Here is an 18,659-nt window from a genome sequence, read left to right as displayed (position 1 = left end):
CATCAACCGATCCTGACGGCGGCTTTGCCGCTGCCGTCAGGGTGCCTTTGGCGCCGGCAGTCGCTCTCGCAATTCGTCGACGAGCACCCTGGTGTTTTCGGAATAGTCGATGGGCACCACGACGAGATGCACGCCGCCGCCGGCGAAGGCCTGTTCCAACGCCGGTTGCAGGTCGGCTATCGCGCCAACCCTGGTGCCCCTGGCGCCATAGGCTTCGGCGTATTTGACGAAGTCGGGATTGCCGAAGGTCATGCCGAAATCCGGGAATTCGTCGACAGCCTGCTTCCAGCGTATCATGCCATAAGCGTGGTCTTCCAGCAGCAGGATGACGAGATTGAGCTTGAGCCGGACAGCAGTCTCCAGTTCCTGGCTGTTCATCATGAAACCGCCGTCGCCGCAAATGGCCATGACACGGCGTCGGGGATAGAGCAGTGCCGCCATCATCGCCGACGGCAGGCCGGCACCCATGGTGGCCAGCGCATTGTCGAGCAGCAGCGTGTTGGCCATGCGCGTGCGGTAGTTGCGCGCGAACCAGATCTTGTACATGCCGTTGTCCAGCGCGAGGATCCCGTCGGCCGGCATCACGGCGCGCACATCATGTACGATGCGCTGCGGCGTGAAACGGTCTTCGGTGGCGCGCGCGGCGATGCGGCTCAAAATGCCTTCGCGCAGCGGCAGCAGGGCCTGCGCGTTGGGAATCCTGCCCTCGATGCGGTCCGCCAGCAGCGCCAGCGACGGGCCGAGGTCGCCGACGATCTCGGCTTGCGGGAAATAGACCTGCTCGACATCAGCCGTCTGGTAGCCGACATGAATAACCTTCGGTCCTTTCGCCCCCATGATGAAGGGCGGCTTCTCGACCGTGTCGTGGCCGATGGTGATGATCAGATCGGCCTGTTCGATGGTCTCGTGCACGTAGTCGCGTTCCGAAAGAGCCGCCGTTCCCATGTAGAGCTCGGTGCCGCCGGGCACCGTGCCCTTGCCCATCTGCGTGGTGAAATAGGGAATCTGCGTTCGCAGCACGAACTGGGCGACATCGGGAGTCACGCGCGGCCGTGACGCCGCGGCGCCGAACATCAGCAGCGGACGCTTGGCCTCGATGATCATGCGGGCGGCGCGATCGAGCGCGCCAGCGCTGGCCAGGGGCAATTCGACCGGATGTGTCGGCACCAGCGCGATCGGCTCGCATTCCGCCGCCGCAATGTCTTCCGGCAGTTCGAGGTGCACGGGGCCGGGGCGCTCTTCCTGGGCGACGCGGAAGGCTTCGCGCACCAGCGACGGGATCATCCTAGGCGAGACGATCTGGCGCGACAGCTTGGTCAGCGGCTTCATCGCCGCGACGATGTCGACGATCTGGAAGCGCGCCTGCCGGGACGACAGGATGCCCTTCTGGCCGGTGATCATGATCATCGGCATCGCGCCGAGCAGCGCATAGGCAGAGCCGGTGGTCAAATTGAGCGCGCCGGGGCCAAGTGTTGTGATGCACACACCCGGCTTGCCGGTGAGCCTGCCATAGGTGGCGGCCATGAAGGCCGCCGCCTGCTCGTGGCGCGTCAGGATCAGCTGGATCGACGAGCGGCGGATGGATTCGACGATGTCGAGATTTTCTTCGCCCGGAATGCCGAAAATTCGTTCGACCCCTTCATTTTCGAGGGCCGCCACGAACAGATCCGAACCCTTGGTCATCAACCGTCTCTCCTGCGATGCGCACACCCATCAGCCACCTTCATATGGCACCGGAACGTCACGCCTCAAAGAGCGCAAGCCGTCTGTTGGCGATCACGCCATCATTTTCGGCAAGGCGGCCGCCAATGCGTCGACGGCCAGCCGGACCTTGAGCGACAGATGCGGCGTCCGAAGCCAGAGCGCATGGCAATCGTAGGGATAGCGCGGCTGGTCCGGCAACAGCTCGACCAGCGTGCCGGCCTGGATGCGCTCGCGAGCCAGCCAGTAAGGCAACCACGCCAGCCCCATGCCGTCGAGGGCGGCATCGGCGATGGCATCCAGATCGTCGAGCCGCAGCCGGCCGTTTGGGGTTACCTCGAGCGCAGTCTGCCCCTCGCGCGGAAATAGCCACGGCTGAACGATCATGCCGAGCCGGCGGTAGACAATCGCCTGGTGATCGGCGAGGTCCTCGATCCGCCGTGGCTCGCCATGAATTTCAAGATAGGAAGGCGCGGCACAGACGACCATGTCCTGGCGTGCAAGGCGACGCGCGATCACGCCAGCCTTGTCGTTCAGACCGCCGGTCCGGATGGCGAGGTCAAAACCGTCCTCGGCGAGATCGGCGAAGCGGTCGCTGAGCGACAGGTCGAGTTCCAGCATTGGATATTGCCCTGCCAGCTTCAGCAGCACGGGGGTGACGCAGTGGCGCCCGAAATGCGCCGGCATGGTGACACGCAGTTTTCCGCGCGGTTCCGAGAGCTGGTCGGCGGCGAGCGCATCGGCCGCTTCGGCCTCGGCCAGCACCAGGCGGCACCGCTCATAATAGGCGCGGCCAAAATCGGTCAGGCTCTGGCGGCGCGTGGTCCGGTTAATCAGACGCATGCCAAGCCGCTCCTCGAGAAACCGGACATGCTTGCCGACCATCGGTCCGGATAGATCGAGCGCGGTGGCCGCCGCCGCGAACGAGCCAAGATCGACCGCCCTGACGAACACGGCCATGCTCTCGAGCCTATCCATATTCGAAACTCCTGGTTTCTACTGAACAATCCAAACAGCCGTTTATCGCACAAAACTTTCGCGTCATAGCTCATTCAGTGTCAAATATTTTGGAGTGAGCCAAATGGCCCGTATCATTCGCTTCCACCAGCATGGCGGTCCCGAGGTCCTGCGCATCGAGGAGGTCGACCTTCCGCCACCGGGTCCGGGCGAGGTTCAGATCCGCGTCAAGGCGCTCGGCCTCAACCGCGCCGAGGCGCTGCTGCGCGCGGGCAGCTACATTGAGACACCCGTCCTGCCCTCCGGGCTTGGGCTGGAAGCGGCGGGCGTCATCGAGGCAATTGGCGAAGGCGTGATGGGGCTGGCACATGGTGACGCCGTGAGCGTCATCCCGCCGCAATCGATGGTTCGCTGGCCGGCTTACGGTGAGCTTGTCACCTTTCCCGCGGGGCTCATCGTCAAGCATCCGGCGTCCCTCGACTGGCAAACCGCGGCGGCGGTCTGGATGCCGTACCTCACCGCCTACGGCGCCCTGATCGACATCGCCAGGCTGCGCCGCGAAGAGGTCGTCGTCATCACGGCGGCTTCGAGCAGCGTCGGGCTTGCAGCGATCCAGATCGCCAACAGCGTTGGTGCGATAGCAATCGCGGTGACGCGGACATCGGTGAAGAGGCAGGCTCTGCTCGACGCCGGCGCGGCGCATGTCGTGGTCCTTGAGGAAGAGGAACTTGCCGACAGACTGAGCCAGATCGCCGGGCCGCAAGGCGTGCGCGTGGTGCTGGATGCGATCGGCGGGCCGATCTTCGAGCCGCTGACTGCGGCGATGTCGCGAGGCGGCATTCTGATCGAATATGGCGGCCTCAGCAGCCAGCCGACGCCGTTCCCGTTGCCTGCGGTACTGGGCAAGACACTGACGTTGCGCGGCTATCTCGTGCATGAGATCACCGGCAACCCGGAGAAGTTGGAGCCGGCCAAGGCATTCATCCTCGAAGGCCTCGCGGACGGCGCGCTCAGGCCGATCATCGACAGGATCTTTCCCTTCGACCGGATCGTCGAGGCGCATCGCTATCTCGAATCGAACGGGCAGTTCGGCAAGATCGTGGTGACCGTTTGAGCAGCAAATCGCTCTCACCGGCAACATTGCCCCTTGAAGGCTTCGTCCCGCATTCCTAACTCCCGTGTGCGGGCCGGGCCCCTCTGACTGTCGCTTTGGCGACCGTGATGTCGGACCGCTTCAACGGGCCCGTTTCCATTCCTTTCGGTTAAGTGGGCTCATTACTTTCTGGTTAGGAGCCCCACATGACATCTTCCCTCCTCGGCATGGTTTGCCCCTCCTGCCGCGTCGCCCTTGTGATGAGCGAACGCCAGGGGATCGAGATCGACTACTGTCCGCAGTGCCGCGGCGTCTGGCTCGATCGTGGCGAACTCGACAAGATCATCGAACGGTCCACCAGGGACGCGTCTCCCGCGCCGCAGCCACAGCCGGCGCCATTTGCCCAGCCGCAACACAGCCGGGACCGCGATGGCGACTATTCCCGCTCGCATGGCCACCGCTATCCGAAGCGGAAGAAATCATTTTTCGAAGAGCTGTTCGATTGACCATGAGGCCGGTCTTTCCAAGGCCGGCCCTTTGCCGAAAACGCCCGAAACCACAGCGATAAAGGTCACCCCGATGATTTCCCGCACAAGCCGATTTGTCACCCTCTTTGCCGGCCTGTTCCTTGCATTCTCCATGGTCGCGATCGATCATGCCGAGGCGCGGCGCGGCGGCAGTTTCGGCAGCCGCGGCACACGCACGTTCCAATCGGCACCGCCGACCCGGACCGCGCCGGCGCCGACCGCTCCGGTCGAGCGTTCGATGACACCCAACGCCGGCGTCAACAATGCTGCCCGGCAACCACAGACCGGCCTGCAGAGGCCCGGCTTCATGAGCGGCTTCGGTGGAACGATGATGCGCGGCCTGCTGATCGGCGGCCTGATCGGACTGCTCCTTGGCCAAGGTTTCGGCGGCCTCGCCGGCATGTTCGGATTCCTGCTCCAGGCCCTGCTCATCGGTGGCGCGATCATGCTGGCCATCAGGTTCTTCCGGTCGCAATCCGCGCGTGGCCCCGCGCCCGCGCTCGCCGGCATGGGCGATGCCCAAGCTTCACGGTTCGAGAACCGCGCAACGGCACAGCAGAACACGAGCAGCGCTGGCTCCTTCACAATTCCCGGGTTTGGCGGGGGATCGGGCGGAGGCTACGAGACCACCCGATCCGAAGAGATCACGCTGGCCCAGGCCGACCTTGACGCGTTCCAGCAGCTGTTGACCGATGTCCAGGAAGCGTTCGGGCGCGAAGACCATGCGGCATTGCGCCGGTCGGTCACGCCCGAAATGGTATCCTATCTCTCGGAAGAGCTGGCCGACAATGCCCGGAAAGGTCTCAGGAACGAAGTGTCCGACGTCACCCTGCTGCAGGCCGACATCGCGGAAAGCTGGCGCGAGGATGACCGCGACTACGCCACGGCGGCGTTGCGCTACGAGTCTCGCGACGTGATGCGCGAACGGGCGAGCGGCAAGGTCGTCGAGGGCGACGAAGAGCATCCGACGGAGACGACCGAGTTGTGGACGTTCACGCGCCAGAATGGCTCGACCTGGAAGCTCTCGGCCATCCAAGAGGCTTGAGCCCGGCTAGTCTGCTGGCCGGCGGTCACGCGACGATCTTGACACACATCGGCGTGCCGATCTCGATGCTGCGCCCGGTATTGGTCAGCATGCCGTTGCCGGCGTCGCGGACGAAGATCGAAATGCGGTCGGCATTCTGGTTGGCGGAGAACAGATGGCCGCCCGAAGGCGTCAGCGCCAGGTTGCGTGGCGTGGCGCCTCCGCAAGGGACATAGCCGACAAGACTTAAGCTGCCGGTCTGCTGGTCGACCGCCATGATGACGACGCTGTCGTGGCCACGGTTGCCGCCATAGACGAAACGGCCGTCCGGCGAGATCTGGATATCGGCGCAGTGATTGCTGTCGCGGGCCTCGGCCGGCACCGCCGGCTTGGTGTCGATGATCGATAGCCTGCCGGTCGCATTGTCGAGCGCCATCGACGCGACGGTCGAATCCAGCTCGTTCATGACAAAGACAAAGCGGCCGTTCGGGTGCAAGGCAATGTGACGCGGGCCGGCACCCGGAGGGAGCGCGGACTCTGCGAGCTTCACCAGACTTCCGTCCTGTCCGATCCGATAGGACACCAGCCGGTCGATGCCGAGATCGGCGACGATTGCCGTTCCACCGGCAATGGTTTCGGTGACGCTGTGGGCATGCGAGCGTTCCTGCCGCGCCGCGTTGGGGCCGGTGCCCTTGTGCGAAACGCTGGCCAATGGCGCGGACAGTGCGCCCTCCCCGTCGAAACCATACACAGCCACCGCTCGGTCCGGACCACCCTCGCCCATGCCGTAATTGGCGACGAGGAGTTTGGTGCCGTCGCGCGTGACGGTATTGTGCGCCGTGATGCTGCCCAGCGATGGCTGTTTGTTCAAATAGGCGAGCGTGCCCGAGCCGCGATCGAAGCTGTAGGCCGAGACCGTGCCCTCGCGCCAGGAGAAGACTTCCGAATTGGCGTAGATGCGCGAGCCATCCGGCGTCAACGACAGGAAGGTCGGGTTGTCAATATCATTCGTCTCGGCCAGCTTTCTTGTTTCCAGCGTTTCCTCGTCGAAGCCGTAGACACCAAGGCCGACGCCTCGCGCACCCTGAAAATAAGGCGCTTCGCGGTTCAGGCTGCCGACGAAGACCAGACAGGCTTTGCGCATGTTTTCCCTCCCTGCCCGCCGGTGCTCAGTACCGTGGGACCGCCAAAATTTCGCTTGTCCTCGCTTGCAACGCAACCTCATATGTGAAAATAGTATTTACAAAAGAAGATTGACGGGAGGAGACGTCGTGCACCCAGGCGCTTTGAAGCGTGCTCGAATGGCTGGATGGGCGCTCTCGCGAGCCCGGTGGACTACGCCATGAGCGATTTCGCGCCAACCGTTGGCGTTGTCTCGACGCATCCCAGGAATATGCCCGCCGATCATGCCGCCCTGCCGGTGTGGAACGCCGAGAACTGGTTCTATGAGGACTGGCCGGTCGGCCAGAAAATCCGCTCGCTGCGTCGCACCATGGCCGAGGGCGACAGTCACCTTTTCAACACGCTGGTGCTCGACATCCATCCTTACGTGCAGGACCAGATGTTTGCCGAGAGCGAGGGCATTTTCGGCAAGCGGCTGATTGCCGGCGCGTTCGTCTTCTCGGCGGGCCTCGGGCTGGTCGCCACCAACTGCGTCAACGCTTTTTCCTATGGCTATGACAAGCTACGATTCATAAAGCCTGTCTTCATCGGCGACACGATCTATTCGATCCGTTCCAACCTCGACAAACACCCCCGCTACAAGGAGATGGGGCTGATCCGCGCCAGCTACGAGGTGTTCAAGGGCGAAGGCGAGCTCGTTCTTCATTGCGAGCATCTGCAGACGGTGAAGTACCGCAACCCTGCCGATTTCGTCGGCAAGACGGAGAAGTAGAAATGCCGGCAGCAGCCGAATTGCCGCTTGCCGGTCTCGTCGTCGTCGACATGAGCCAATTCCTGTCCGGACCCTACTGCTCGCTCAGGCTGCTCGATCTCGGCGCCCGCGTCATCAAGATAGAGCGTCCTGACGGCGGCGACCTGTCGCGCCGGCTCTATCTCAGCGACACCGAGATCGGCGGCGATTCCACCATCTTCCATGCCATCAACCGGGCCAAGGAAAGCCTCGCCATCGATCTGAAGAACGAGGCGGACCTCAATACATTGCGCGGGCTGCTGGCCAAGGCCGATGTGCTGATCCAGAATTTCCGACCGGGCGTCATCGAGCGCCTTGGGCTCGACTACGAGACCGTCCGCCAGATCAATCCGCGCCTGGTCTATGCCTCGATCAGCGGCTATGGCGAGGATGGCCCGTGGGTGAAGCGCCCGGGCCAGGATCTGCTGGCGCAGTCGCGCTCCGGCGTGATGTGGCTGAACGGCGACGAAGACCAGGGACCGGTGCCGTTCGGCCTCGCCATCGGCGACATGCTGGCGGGTGCGGCCTGCGCGCAAGGCATCCTGGCCGCACTGGTGCGGCGCGGCATCACAGGCCAGGGCAGCCATATCGAGACCAGCCTTCTGGAAGCGCTGGTCGACTTCCAGTTCGAGGTGCTGACCACACATCTCAATGACGGGCGCCGCCTGCCTAGGCGCTCGAGCTTCCGCAGCGCGCATGCCTATCTCTCGGCGCCTTACGGAGTCTATCCGGCCAAGGACGGCTATCTCGCCATCGCCATGACGCCGATCCCCAAGTTGGCCGACCTTTTGTCGCTCGATGAATTGGCTCCCTATCGCGACAAGCCGGCATCCTGGTTCACCGCGCGCGACGATATCAAGGCAATCATCGCCCAGAGGATCGCGACCAAGACCATCGACGATTGGCTGGCCATTGTCGAACCCGCCGACATCTGGTGCGCCAAGGTGCTGACCTGGCCGGAGATGCTGGCAAGCGAGGGTTTTCAGGCCCTCGACATGCTGCAGACGGTGACGCGCGAGGACGACGTCTCGATCCTCACCACCAGTTCGCCGCTGAGGGTCGACGGTATCAGGGCCAAGGTCGACCGCGCGGCACCCCGTATCGGCGAGCACAGCGCAAAAATCCGCGAGGAGTTCGACCTGTGAGCCTCAAGCTTAGGGGTATGACCTGGAGCCATCCGCGTGGCTATGATCCCATGGCTGCCTGCTCGGCGCTATGGCGCGAGCGGACAGGAGTTGCCATCGAATGGGACAAGCGTTCGCTGCAGGATTTCGAGTCCTTCCCGGTCGAGGAGTTGGCGCGCGCCTACGACCTCATCGTCATCGACCATCCGCATGTCGGCCAGATCACCGCGGAGCGCTGCCTCGAGCCTCTCGACGTCGCCGGCCGCGAGGCGGAACGCGCCGCGCTTGCGTCGGGGAGCGTTGGCCAGTCCTATCCGAGTTACACATGGCAAGACCGGCAATGGGCGTTTCCGATCGATGCGGCCAGCCAAGTGCAGGCCTGGCGGCCGGACGCGCTCGATGCGCCGGCAGCGACGTGGAGCGAAGTGCTCGATCTCGCCCGGCAAGGCCGCGTGCTGCTGCCGCTGCGACCGCCGCATTGCCTGATGACCTTCTACACGCTGGCCGGTAATCTCGGGCATCCCTGCGCGACCGATCCGTCGGGCGATCTCATCGCTGTCGAGACGGGCTGCGAAGTCTTCGAGACGATGCGTGAGATCGCCGCGCTGGTCGACCCGACGTGCTTCGACATGGACCCGATCGCCGTTTCGGAACGCATGGCCGAGGCTGGTTCCCGCATTGTCTGCGCGCCGCTGATCTATGGCTACGTCTCTTATGCGGCGTCGGGTTTTCGCGCCAACAGGTTGGCTTTTGCCGACATCCCGGCGGTCGGTTCCAATGGTCCGATCGGCTCGGCGCTCGGCGGCACAGGCATAGCGGTATCAGCCTTCTCCAAGGCTAAAGAGGCAGCGATCGATTTTGCCTATTGGGTCGCCAGCGGCGATGTCCAGCGTGGCATCTATGCCGCCGCCGGCGGCCAGCCGGGCCATGCGGCTGCCTGGGAAGACCAGACTATCAATGAAGTGGCCGGCAACTTCTATCGAGGCACGCGCGCGACGCTGGAGGGCGCCTGGGTGCGGCCGCGCCATGACGGCTACATGGCGTTCCAGCAGGCGGCGTCAGACCGCATCAATTCCGGCCTGACCTCCGGCCATCCTGCCGGCCGGGTCGTCGCCGATCTCATCAGCCTGTTCCGGGCCAGTTCCCCCTCGCCTGGCGAGAGCTGAGCGAGGTCGCTATTTCAACCGCCAAAGCTTGCGGGCATTGCCCGACAACAGCCTGTCACGCTCCGAAACGCTGCAACCCGAGAGCAGCGCATGGGTCGCCGCCACCCAGGTCGAGAGACCGCCACCAAGCGTGCAGACCGGCCAGTCGCTGCCCCAGACGACACGGTCCCAGCCGAACGAATTGATGGTGTGTTCGACGTAAGGCCGCAGCGTATCGACGGTCCAATTGGCGGCGTCGGCATAGGCGACCACGCCGGAAATCTTGGCCATCACGTTCGGGCGCCGTGCGATCTCGCTCATGTGTTCGCGCCAGGGATGCTCGGCTCCGCCCTTGATGTCGGGAACGCCGCAATGGTCGAGGACGAACTGGACGTCGGGCGCCAGTTCGGCGAGCGCGATCGCCTTGGGAATCTGATGCGGCAGCACGACGAGGTCGAAGGTCAGGCCGGTGCCGCCAAGCCGCTTGATGTTGTCACGGAACAGCGCGCCTTCCGAAAGATCGTCCGGCACGACGTGAAGGACGCGGCGGAAACCCTTGACGAAGGGGTTTGTCCGCTGGCGTTCGAGATAAACGGCAAAGTCAGCGTCTTCGGGACGGCAGGATGCTATTGTCCCAGAGAGCATGCTGCCCGCTTGCCGCGAGAGGCCCTCGACACGGGCGGTCTCCGCCTCGATGTCGGCCGGGTCGACATCGACCTCCATGTGCAGCACGCGTTCGACACCGGCACGCTTTGCCTCCGTGGCGTATTCCTCATAGGAGAAATCGCGGTTCAGTGCCGGTACGCCGGCAAGCCAGGGGTAGCGAAGCGCCGAGCGATCGATGAGATGCAAATGGGTGTCGATGATCATGGCGGGCTCCTCCCTGTAGCTTTTTCGATCCTCTCACGAAGGAATTCTTCATTCAAATAAGAATTATGTCGATGAGCCGACGGCCGACCCGGCCAAACGCGAAAGCTTCTCACACGTTGCCAGCAGCAGCTCGATGGTGCGCGTTATGTCCGGCGCGGACGGAGCGTTGACGACGGTGATGTAAGGAATTGAAAGCGCCGCGATGGCCTTGCCGTCGGAACTGCGCACCGGTGCCGACAGATTGTAGACGCCGGCGGTCTGCATCGAGGCCATCATCTCATATCCCCGTTCCCTGATCTGGTCGAGGCGGGCAAAGAACTCGGGCGGCTGCGCGGTCTTGTCGGTGCTGCGGACATGTTCGGAGATCATCATCTGGCGCTCCTCCTGCGAACGGAAGGCGAGCAGCACATGTCCCGAACCGGTGTCGAACAGGCTGATGTGGGAGCCGACTCGGATCGAAATCCCCCAGTAGTTCGGCGCCTCCTGCTGGCCTATCACCACGGCGGAACCGCGATCAAAAACAACGAGTTGATTGGCCTGCTGCGAGGTCTCGGCCAGTTCGCGCATCAGCGGCGTCGCATAGGAAACCAGCCGCCGCACCGGCGCGTGCAATTGTGCCAGGCCAAACAGCTTGAGCGTCAGCGAATAGCGGTCGCCATCGAGCCGCGTGACGTAGCCGCGCCGCACCAGCCGGTCCAGCATGCGGTAGAATTCATTGGGGCTGCGGTCGAGCTTCTTGGCGATTTCCGCTTGGGTCAGGCCACCGTCCACGCCCGCTAGAAGCTCAAGGATGTCGAGCCCCTTGTCGAGCGCCGGCGCGCGATAACGTTCGTCTTCGCTGTCGTCCATGGCTCATCCCTCCAGTGAATTCAACTCTTCATATACGCAGGAACGCGGCCAGGCGGAAACAAATTTCGCCTTGACGTACTGATGAATGTTTTGTTTGTATATGAATGTAGCATTTCTTGTCACGTGACGAGTTGCGGGCGCCACCGAGGCGTACCCAGGGAGGATACCAATGAACAGACTGCTTTCCGGCGTATGCGCCGGCGCATTGATGCTTGCGTCAGGCGCAGGCACCGCCCTTGCCGGCGACCTGCCCGGCAAGTTCGACGGCGTGACCGTCGACGTGAAGCTGATCGGCGGCCAGCAATATGAAAAGCTCTACGAGCGCATTCCCGAATGGGAGAAGGCGACCGGCGCCAAGGTCAACATCCTGACCAAGAAGAACGGCTTCGACATCGACAAGGAATTGAAGTCCGACATCGCCTCGGGCAGCACCAACTGGTGCGTCGGCTGGAATCATTCCTCCTTCGCGCCGCAATACACCGGCCTCTACACCGACCTCAGCAAGCTCCTGCCGAAGTCGGAGATCGACGCCTTCGTGCCGTCGACGATCAAGGCGGCAACCATCGACGGCAAGCTGGAAATGCTGCCGCGTGCGCAGTTCGACGTCTCGGCGCTCTACTACCAGAAGAGCCTGTACGAGAACGCCGACAACAAGACCAAGTTCAAGGCCAAATACGGCTATGATCTGGTGCCGCCGGACACCTGGAAGGAAGTCACCGACCAGGCTGAGTTCTTCGCCAACCCGCCGAATTTCTACGGCACGCAGTTTGCCGGCAAGGAAGAGGCGATCAATGGCCGCTTCTACGAAATGGTCGTCGCCGAGGGCGGCGAATATCTCGACAAGGACGGCAAGCCGGTCTTCAATTCCGAAGCCGGCATCCGGGCGCTCGACTGGTTCGTCAACCTCTACAAGGCCAAGGCCGTGCCGGCCGGAACCACCAACTACCTCTGGGACGATCTCGGCCAGGGCTTTGCCTCGGGCACCGTCGCCATCAATCTGGACTGGCCGGGCTGGGCTGGCTTCTTCAACGATCCGAAATCGTCGAAAGTCGCGGGCAATGTCGGCGTCAAGGTCGCGCCGAAAGGCTCCGCCGGGGTGCGCACCGGCTGGTCGGGCTTCCATGGCTTCTCGGTGACCGAGAACTGCCCGAACAAGGAGGCAGCGGCATCGCTCGTATGGTGGCTGACCAACGAGGACAGCCAGAAGCTCGAGGCCACCGCCGGCCCGCTGCCAACGCGCACCGCGGTCTGGGATTGGGACCTGCAGCAAGCCGCCAACGACCCTTACAAGAAGGAGGTTCTGTCGGCTTTCCAGGAAGAAGCCAAGCACGCCTTCGCCGTGCCGCAGACGCCTGAGTGGATCGAGATCTCGAACGCCGTCTATCCCGAGTTGCAGGCCGCGATTCTCGGCGACAAGACCTCCAAGCAGGCACTGGACGAAGCCGCCGCCAAGGCGACGCAGATCCTGCAGGACGCTGGCAAACTGTAAGCATTGCTCCCAAGATTGCCTTCCCCATCGTGAATGGGGGAGGCGATCGCCTTTGCCGGCGTTGCCCGTTTCATCATGTCGGGCCTCTGCCCAAATTTGAATGCCAGACACCAGAGGAGCCCGATGAAGGGCCTCAAGCCACCCGCGCCGTTCCTGCTGCTGCTTCCGGCCATCGTCGTTCTGGCGGCGGTCGTCGTGGTGCCGCTGCTTCTGTCGCTCTATTCAAGCTTCACGCCGTTCCGCCTGACCAAGCCCGAGACGTTCTTCGTCTTCATCGGCCTCAGGAATTACCTGTCGATCCTGGCCAACACCGATTTCTGGTGGGCATTCGGCCGTACCGTCCTGTTGCTGACGATCGCGCTCAATCTTGAAATGCTGCTTGGCCTTGGTCTCGCCATGCTGGTTGAGAAGGCGACGCGCGGCCAGCGCATCCTGCGCACGCTAATGATGTTTCCGATGATGTTCTCGCCGATCCTCGTCGGCTTCCAGTTCAAGTTCATGTTCAACGATAATATCGGCCTGGTGAACAATGCGCTGCAGTCGCTTGGCATCACCAGCGACGCCATTCCGTGGCTGATCGAGGGCCACCTCGCCTTCATCGCCATCTCGGTTGCCGAGATCTGGTCGTCGACGGCGATCTTCGCCATCCTGATCCTCGCCGGGCTGCTCGCCATGCCCAAGGAGCCGATCGAGGCGGCGCGCGTCGATGGCTGCACGCCTTGGCAGACCTTCCGCTATGTGACCTGGCCGTTCGTCATGCCCTTCGCCTACATCGCCATGACCATCCGCTCGCTCGACGTGGCGCGTGCCTATGACATCGTCAAGATCATGACCGATGGCGGTCCGGCCGGCCGTACCGAGCTGCTCTGGACACTCGTGGCGCGCACCGCCTACAGCGACGGGCGCATGGGCATGGCCAACGCCATGGCCTATTTCTCGATCCTGCTGTCGATCGCCTTCACCGTCTATTTCTTCAACAAGCTCGCCGCGGCGCGCACGCAAATCGGCGCGGAGTGGTGAAGATGGACGAGAATTCTTCCGCCCGCCTTAAGCGCAGGCTGCTTGATATCGTCTATCGCATCGGCCTGTTCCTGGCGATGCTGACCATCTGCCTGCCGGGCCTGTGGATCGTGCTGTCGTCGCTGCGGCCGACGGTCGAGATCATGGCCAAGCCGCCGGTGTGGATCCCGCAGGATATTTCGTTCGACGCCTATGTCGCGATGTTCTCAGGCATCGGCAAGGGCGGCATCCCTGTCATCGAATATTTCCGCAACTCGCTGATCATATCGGTGACTTCGACGGTGATCGCGGTCGCCATCGGCATGGCGGGCGGCTATGCCTTCGCGCGCTATCGCTTTCGCGGTAAATCGAGCGCCTTCCTCGGCCTGATGCTGACACGCACGGTGCCCGGTATCGCGCTGTCGCTGCCGCTGTTCTTCCTCTATGTGCGGCTCGGTATCATCGACACGCATTTCGGGCTGATCCTCGCCTATGTCGCGCTCAACGTGCCTTTCACCATCTGGCTGATCGACGGCTTCTTCCGCCAGGTGCCGAAGGATCTCGCCGAAGCCGCACAAATCGACGGCTGCACGCGCTGGCAGGCCTTTTGGCAGGTCGAGTTCCCGCTCGCCGGACCAGGCATCGCATCAGCCGCGATCTTCGCCTTCCTGACCTGCTGGAACGAGTTCGCGCTCGCCTCCCAACTGACGCGCTCGGTCAGCGCCAAGACGCTGCCGGTAGGCCTGCTCGACTACACGGCCGAGTTCACCATCGACTGGCGCGGCATGTGCGCGCTCGCCGTGGTGATGATCATTCCGGCGCTCACCCTCACTTTCATCGTCCAGAAGCACCTTGTCGGCGGCCTGACCTCCGGCGCGGTGAAAGGCTGATCTCATGGCAACGGTTTCCCTCAAAAAGCTGACCAAGCGCTACGGCAATATCGAGATCGTGCATGGCATCGACCTCGACATCACCGACCGCGAATTCATCGCGCTGGTCGGTCCTTCCGGCTGCGGCAAGTCGACGACGCTGCGCATGATAGCCGGGCTGGAAGAGATCAGCGCCGGTTCGATCGAGATTGGCGGGCGCGTCGTCAACGATTTGCCGCCGCGTTCGCGCAACATCTCGATGGTGTTCCAGTCCTATGCGCTCTACCCGCATATGACGGTGCGCGAAAACCTCGGCTTCTCCTTGAAGATCGCCGGCGCCGCCAAGGACGACATGGATCGCCGCGTCGCCGAGGCCTCGGCTATCCTGGGGCTCGATGCTTTGCTCGACCGTCGGCCGTCGCAACTGTCCGGCGGCCAGCGCCAGCGCGTCGCCATGGGTCGTGCCATCGTGCGCGACCCCGACGTCTTCCTGTTCGACGAGCCGCTTTCCAATCTCGATGCCAAGCTCAGAACGCAGATGCGCACCGAGATCAAGAAGCTGCACGCCAAGGTGCAATCGACGGTGATCTACGTCACCCACGACCAGGTCGAGGCGATGACGCTTGCCGATCGTATCGTTATCATGCGCGACGGACATATCGAACAGGTTGGCACCCCAGATGAAGTGTTCCGCCGGCCAGCCACGCGCTTCGTTGCCGGCTTCATCGGCTCACCGCCGATGAATTTGCACGAGGCGACGGTCGACGACGGCCAGCTGGTTTTCGCCAGCGGCGCCAAGCTGCCCCTGCCCGGTCAGTTCAAGGCCAACGTCGCTGGCGGCGCCAAGGTCGTGTTCGGGTTGCGGCCAGACGACATCTATCCGACCGGCCATGGTATCAGCTCCGGCGGCGCGGCCGACGTGCATCAGATCGAACTGCCGATCACCGTCACCGAGCCGCTCGGCAACGAGACGTTGGTGTTCGTCGAGTTCAACGGCAGTGACTGGGTGTCTCGCATGCTGAACCCCAGGCCGCTGAAGCCAGGCGAGCGCGTCGCCATGAGCCTCGACCTGTCGCAGGCGCATCTGTTTGCCGCTGAGACCGGAAAGACATTGCGGAGCTGACCGACATGGCCAAGATCGAAAAGATAGAATTGCGCATGGTCGACCTTGTGCCCAAGGTCAAGCGCACCGACGCGATCCAGAGCTTCGTCAGCCAAGAGACGCCAATCGTCACCATCACCGATTCCGATGGCGCGGTCGGAACTGGCTACAGCTACACGATCGGCACCGGCGGCTCGTCGGTGATGCGGCTCCTGTCCGATCACCTGGCGCCGCGCCTGATCGGCCGCGATCCTGATATGATCGAAGCGATCTGGCACGATCTCGAATTCGCCACCCACGCCACCACGATCGGCGCCATCACGGCAATCGCCATCGCGGCGATCGACACGGCGCTCTGGGACCTCAGGGCGAAGAAACAGAGCCTGCCGCTATGGAAGCTCGCCGGCGGCGCCAAGGACCGCTGCCCGCTTTACACGACAGAAGGCGGCTGGCTGCACATCGAGACGCAGGCGCTGGTCGACGATGCGGTGGCCGCCAAGGCCAAGGGGTTTCGCGGCTCGAAAGTGAAGATCGGCAGGCCGCATGGCTCCGAGGATCTCGCGCGGCTGTCGGCGGTGCGCAAGGCGGTGGGCGACGGCTACGAGATCATGACCGACGCCAATCAGGGTTTCTCCGTCGACGAGGCGATCCGGCGTGCGGCGAGGCTTCGAGAACTCGATCTCGCCTGGATCGAGGAGCCGCTGCCGGCCGACGACATAGACGGGCATATCAGGCTGTCGAATTCGACGCCGACGCCGATCGCCATCGGCGAGTCGCTCTATTCCGTCAGGCACTTCCGCGAATACATGCAGAAAGGCGCCTGCTCGATCGTGCAGGTCGATGTCGGCCGCATCGGCGGCATCACGCCCTGGCTCAAGATCGCCCATGCGGCGGAGGCCTTCGACATTCCGGTCTGCCCGCATTTCCTGATGGAATTGCATGTCAGCCTGACCTGCGCTGTTCAGAACGGCAGGTATGTCGAGTACATTCCGCAACTCGACCAGTTGACCGGCAAGCACATGCGCATCGAGGATGGGCATGCGCTGGCGCCCGACGAGCCCGGTATCGGCATCGATTGGGACTGGGACGCGGTCAAGGCCATGAGCATCGCCGAATTCACCACGGCGATCACGAGATAAGGAGCTGATATGCAGCGGATGGGATTTGTGCTTGGGCTGAAGCCGGAGAAGGTCGAGGACTATGTTCGCCTCCATGCCGCCGTCTGGCCTGACGTGCTGACCATGATTTCGGCATGCAACATCAAGAACTATTCCATTTACCTGAAGCGGCCGGAGAACCTGCTGTTCAGCACCTTCGAATACCACGGCACCGACTACGAGGCCGACATGGCCAAGATGGCGGCCGATCCGAGGACGCAGGAATGGTGGGCCGTCTGCATACCTTGCCAGGAGCCGCTTGCGACCCGAAAGGAGGGTGAATGGTGGGCTTCGATGGACGAGGTCTTCCACCATGACTGAGGCCGGTTTCGACCCTGCCTCACTCGTCCAGGCCTGGGCCAAACCCTCACGACCCCGACCGATCGTCACTTTCGGTGCAGGGTCGATTGTCGGCGACGCGCATTTCCCGGCCTACCGAAAAGCGGGATTTCCGATCGCCGGTCTTTACGATCCGGACCAGGCCAAGGCGCAGGCCCTGGCCGATAAATGGGACGTGACGGCGTTCCGTTCGGTGCAAGAAGCCGCTGGAGTTAAGGACGCGATCTTCGATCTGGCAACCCCACCGGGGCGGCACGCCGATATCCTGAAGGCGCTGCCCGGCGGTGCGGTCGCCCTGATCCAGAAGCCGATGGGCAATTACCTCGGGGAGGCAAGCGAAATCCTCGAAATCTGCCGCGCCAAGAAGCTCAAGGCGGCTGTGAATTTCCAGCTCCGCTTCGCGCCGATGATGCTGGCGCTGAAGGACGCCATCGCCAAGGGCTGGCTCGGCGAGGTCGTCGATTTCGACGCCTGGCTGGCGCTGGCGACGCCGTGGCAGTTGTGGGAATTCCTGCTCAAGGCGCCGCGCGTCGAGATCGCCATGCACTCGATCCACTATCTCGACCTGATCCGGCAGTTGCTCGGTGACCCCAAGGGCGTGCATGCCAAGACGCTCGGCCATCCCAATCATTCCGTGGCGCAGACGCGCACCAGCGCCATTCTCGACTATGGCGACACCGTGCGCTGCGCGCTGTCGATCAACCACGACCACAAGTTCGGGCGCCGGCATCAAGCCTGCGAATTTCGCGTCTGCGGCACCGAGGGTGCCGCCTATCTCAAGCTCGGTCTCAATCTCGATTATCCCCGGGGCGAGCCGGATATTCTGGAAATCTATCCGAAGGGCGGATCGGACTGGATCGCGGTGCCCTTGGCCGGCGAGTGGTTTCCCGACGCCTTTGTCGGGCGCATGGCAAATGTCCAGCGCTTTGCATCCGGCGAAGACGCCGAACTGATCAGTTCGGTCGAGGATGCATGGAACACAATGGCGCTGGTGGAAGCCGCCTATCGTTCAAGCGCGGCGCCGGCGACGCCGGTCGCGGAAAGGCCCTGATGGAACAGATCCAGTATTTCGAGGAGTACGAGATCGGCTCGACGCGGCTGACCAACGGCCGCACGATTACCGAGACCGACTTCATTGTCCATGCCGGTCACACCGGCGATTTCTTCCCGCACCACATGGACGCCGAGTTCATGAAGACAACACCGTTCGGCCAGCGCATCGCGCATGGCACGCTGGTGTTCTCGGTCGGCATCGGGCTGACGGCAACGGTCATCAATCCCGTCGCCTTTTCCTATGGCTACGACCGGCTGCGCTTCATCAAGCCCGTGTTCATCGGCGACACGATCCGCACACGCACCACCATCGCGGCCAAGGAGGACGACCCCAAGCGACCGGGTTCCGGACGCGTGATCGAGCGCTGCGAAGTGATCAACCAGCGCGGCGAGGTGGTGCTGGCGGCCGACCACATCTACATCGTCGAACGCCAGCCGGCCTGAGGCAA

19 protein-coding genes are annotated in these 18,659 nt (G+C 63.1%); 14 read left to right on the top strand and 5 right to left on the bottom strand.

All coding sequences use genetic code 11. The features are described 5' to 3' along the window. Positions 1-36 precede the first annotated feature (36 nt). Both LB554_RS00880 and LB554_RS00875 read right to left on the bottom strand, forming a co-directional pair. Positions 37-1,683: an acetolactate synthase large subunit gene (locus LB554_RS00880; protein WP_224582726.1), complete on the bottom strand. Its 1,647-nt coding sequence runs from the start codon at positions 1,681-1,683 to the stop codon at positions 37-39. Positions 1,684-1,776: 93 nt separating this feature from the next. Continuing rightward, positions 1,777-2,679: a LysR family transcriptional regulator gene (locus LB554_RS00875; RefSeq protein ID WP_224582724.1), complete on the bottom strand. Its 903-nt coding sequence runs from the start codon at positions 2,677-2,679 to the stop codon at positions 1,777-1,779. A gap of 103 nt (positions 2,680-2,782) precedes the next feature. On the opposite strand from LB554_RS00875, the gene LB554_RS00870 reads away from it, so the two are divergent. The 3 genes from LB554_RS00870 (at position 2,783) to LB554_RS00860 (ending at position 5,323) form a co-directional block, all read left to right on the top strand. Beyond that, positions 2,783-3,772, top strand: coding sequence for a zinc-dependent alcohol dehydrogenase family protein (locus tag LB554_RS00870; protein ID WP_140877936.1), 990 nt, complete (start codon positions 2,783-2,785; stop codon positions 3,770-3,772). A 185-nt stretch (positions 3,773-3,957) separates the two neighbouring features. Continuing rightward, entirely contained in the window at positions 3,958-4,257 is a 300-nt protein-coding gene (locus LB554_RS00865) for a zf-TFIIB domain-containing protein (RefSeq protein WP_140617465.1), read from the top strand. Positions 4,258-4,330: 73 nt separating this feature from the next. Continuing rightward, the gene (locus tag LB554_RS00860; RefSeq protein ID WP_224582720.1) at positions 4,331-5,323 is read left to right on the top strand and encodes a Tim44 domain-containing protein; all 993 of its coding nucleotides are present in this window, start codon (positions 4,331-4,333) and stop codon (positions 5,321-5,323) included. Positions 5,324-5,348: 25 nt separating this feature from the next. Here the strand turns inward: LB554_RS00860 and LB554_RS00855 are convergent, their stop codons facing one another. Further along, positions 5,349-6,446 carry a lactonase family protein gene (locus tag LB554_RS00855; protein ID WP_224582719.1) on the bottom strand — a complete coding sequence of 366 codons (1,098 nt, stop codon included), beginning with the start codon at positions 6,444-6,446 and terminating at the stop codon, positions 5,349-5,351. A 198-nt stretch (positions 6,447-6,644) separates the two neighbouring features. On the opposite strand from LB554_RS00855, the gene LB554_RS00850 reads away from it, so the two are divergent. Genes LB554_RS00850 through LB554_RS00840 form a run of 3 tightly spaced genes read left to right on the top strand, consistent with a single transcriptional unit; the run spans position 6,645 to position 9,504 of the window. Beyond that, the gene (locus LB554_RS00850; RefSeq protein WP_224582718.1) at positions 6,645-7,196 is read left to right on the top strand and encodes a MaoC family dehydratase; all 552 of its coding nucleotides are present in this window, start codon (positions 6,645-6,647) and stop codon (positions 7,194-7,196) included. Between the two features lie 2 nt (positions 7,197-7,198). Next, entirely contained in the window at positions 7,199-8,359 is a 1,161-nt protein-coding gene (locus LB554_RS00845) for a CaiB/BaiF CoA transferase family protein (RefSeq protein ID WP_224582717.1), read from the top strand. Further along, positions 8,356-9,504, top strand: coding sequence for an extracellular solute-binding protein (locus tag LB554_RS00840; RefSeq protein ID WP_224582715.1), 1,149 nt, complete (start codon positions 8,356-8,358; stop codon positions 9,502-9,504). Before LB554_RS00845 ends, LB554_RS00840 begins: the two co-directional genes overlap by 4 nt. 9 nt (positions 9,505-9,513) lie before the next feature. Here LB554_RS00840 and LB554_RS00835 read toward each other — a convergent pair whose 3' ends face one another. Together LB554_RS00835 and LB554_RS00830 are read right to left on the bottom strand one after the other, a co-directional pair. After that, a complete protein-coding gene (locus LB554_RS00835; RefSeq protein WP_015319050.1) occupies positions 9,514-10,353 on the bottom strand; it encodes an amidohydrolase family protein in 840 nt (279 codons plus the stop codon). A 63-nt stretch (positions 10,354-10,416) separates the two neighbouring features. Continuing rightward, positions 10,417-11,202, bottom strand: coding sequence for an IclR family transcriptional regulator (locus tag LB554_RS00830; RefSeq protein ID WP_224582713.1), 786 nt, complete (start codon positions 11,200-11,202; stop codon positions 10,417-10,419). A 169-nt stretch (positions 11,203-11,371) separates the two neighbouring features. Between LB554_RS00830 and LB554_RS00825 the strand changes: the two genes are divergently transcribed. From LB554_RS00825 to LB554_RS00790, 8 genes are all read left to right on the top strand, one after another. Beyond that, positions 11,372-12,691 carry an ABC transporter substrate-binding protein gene (locus LB554_RS00825; RefSeq protein ID WP_140724430.1) on the top strand — a complete coding sequence of 440 codons (1,320 nt, stop codon included), beginning with the start codon at positions 11,372-11,374 and terminating at the stop codon, positions 12,689-12,691. A 123-nt stretch (positions 12,692-12,814) separates the two neighbouring features. Next, positions 12,815-13,711 (top strand): carbohydrate ABC transporter permease, encoded by an 897-nt coding sequence (locus LB554_RS00820; RefSeq protein ID WP_224582711.1) that lies wholly within the window; start codon positions 12,815-12,817, stop codon positions 13,709-13,711. Between the two features lie 2 nt (positions 13,712-13,713). Continuing rightward, on the top strand, positions 13,714-14,580 hold the full coding sequence (locus tag LB554_RS00815) for a carbohydrate ABC transporter permease (protein ID WP_015319054.1): 867 nt from the start codon (positions 13,714-13,716) through the stop codon (positions 14,578-14,580). 4 nt (positions 14,581-14,584) lie between these two features. After that, positions 14,585-15,682: an ABC transporter ATP-binding protein gene (locus LB554_RS00810; protein WP_140715273.1), complete on the top strand. Its 1,098-nt coding sequence runs from the start codon at positions 14,585-14,587 to the stop codon at positions 15,680-15,682. Positions 15,683-15,687: 5 nt separating this feature from the next. Next, positions 15,688-16,800: a mandelate racemase/muconate lactonizing enzyme family protein gene (locus LB554_RS00805; RefSeq protein WP_224582706.1), complete on the top strand. Its 1,113-nt coding sequence runs from the start codon at positions 15,688-15,690 to the stop codon at positions 16,798-16,800. Positions 16,801-16,809: 9 nt separating this feature from the next. Further along, positions 16,810-17,139, top strand: a complete 330-nt coding sequence (locus tag LB554_RS00800; protein ID WP_015319057.1) for an L-rhamnose mutarotase — start codon at positions 16,810-16,812, stop codon at positions 17,137-17,139. Continuing rightward, positions 17,132-18,208, top strand: coding sequence for a Gfo/Idh/MocA family protein (locus LB554_RS00795; RefSeq protein ID WP_224582704.1), 1,077 nt, complete (start codon positions 17,132-17,134; stop codon positions 18,206-18,208). Before LB554_RS00800 ends, LB554_RS00795 begins: the two co-directional genes overlap by 8 nt. Next, positions 18,205-18,654 (top strand): MaoC/PaaZ C-terminal domain-containing protein, encoded by a 450-nt coding sequence (locus LB554_RS00790; RefSeq protein ID WP_181171274.1) that lies wholly within the window; start codon positions 18,205-18,207, stop codon positions 18,652-18,654. The genes LB554_RS00795 and LB554_RS00790 overlap by 4 nt, the downstream gene beginning before the upstream one ends. The last annotated feature ends 5 nt before the right edge of the window (positions 18,655-18,659 follow it).

This window comes from Mesorhizobium sp. CO1-1-11 (genome assembly GCF_020164995.1).
Classification (GTDB): Bacteria; Pseudomonadota; Alphaproteobacteria; order Rhizobiales; family Rhizobiaceae; genus Mesorhizobium; species Mesorhizobium australicum.
The sequence above is the reverse complement of the archived record's forward strand: the minus strand, read 5'-3'. Positions and strand labels throughout refer to the sequence as shown.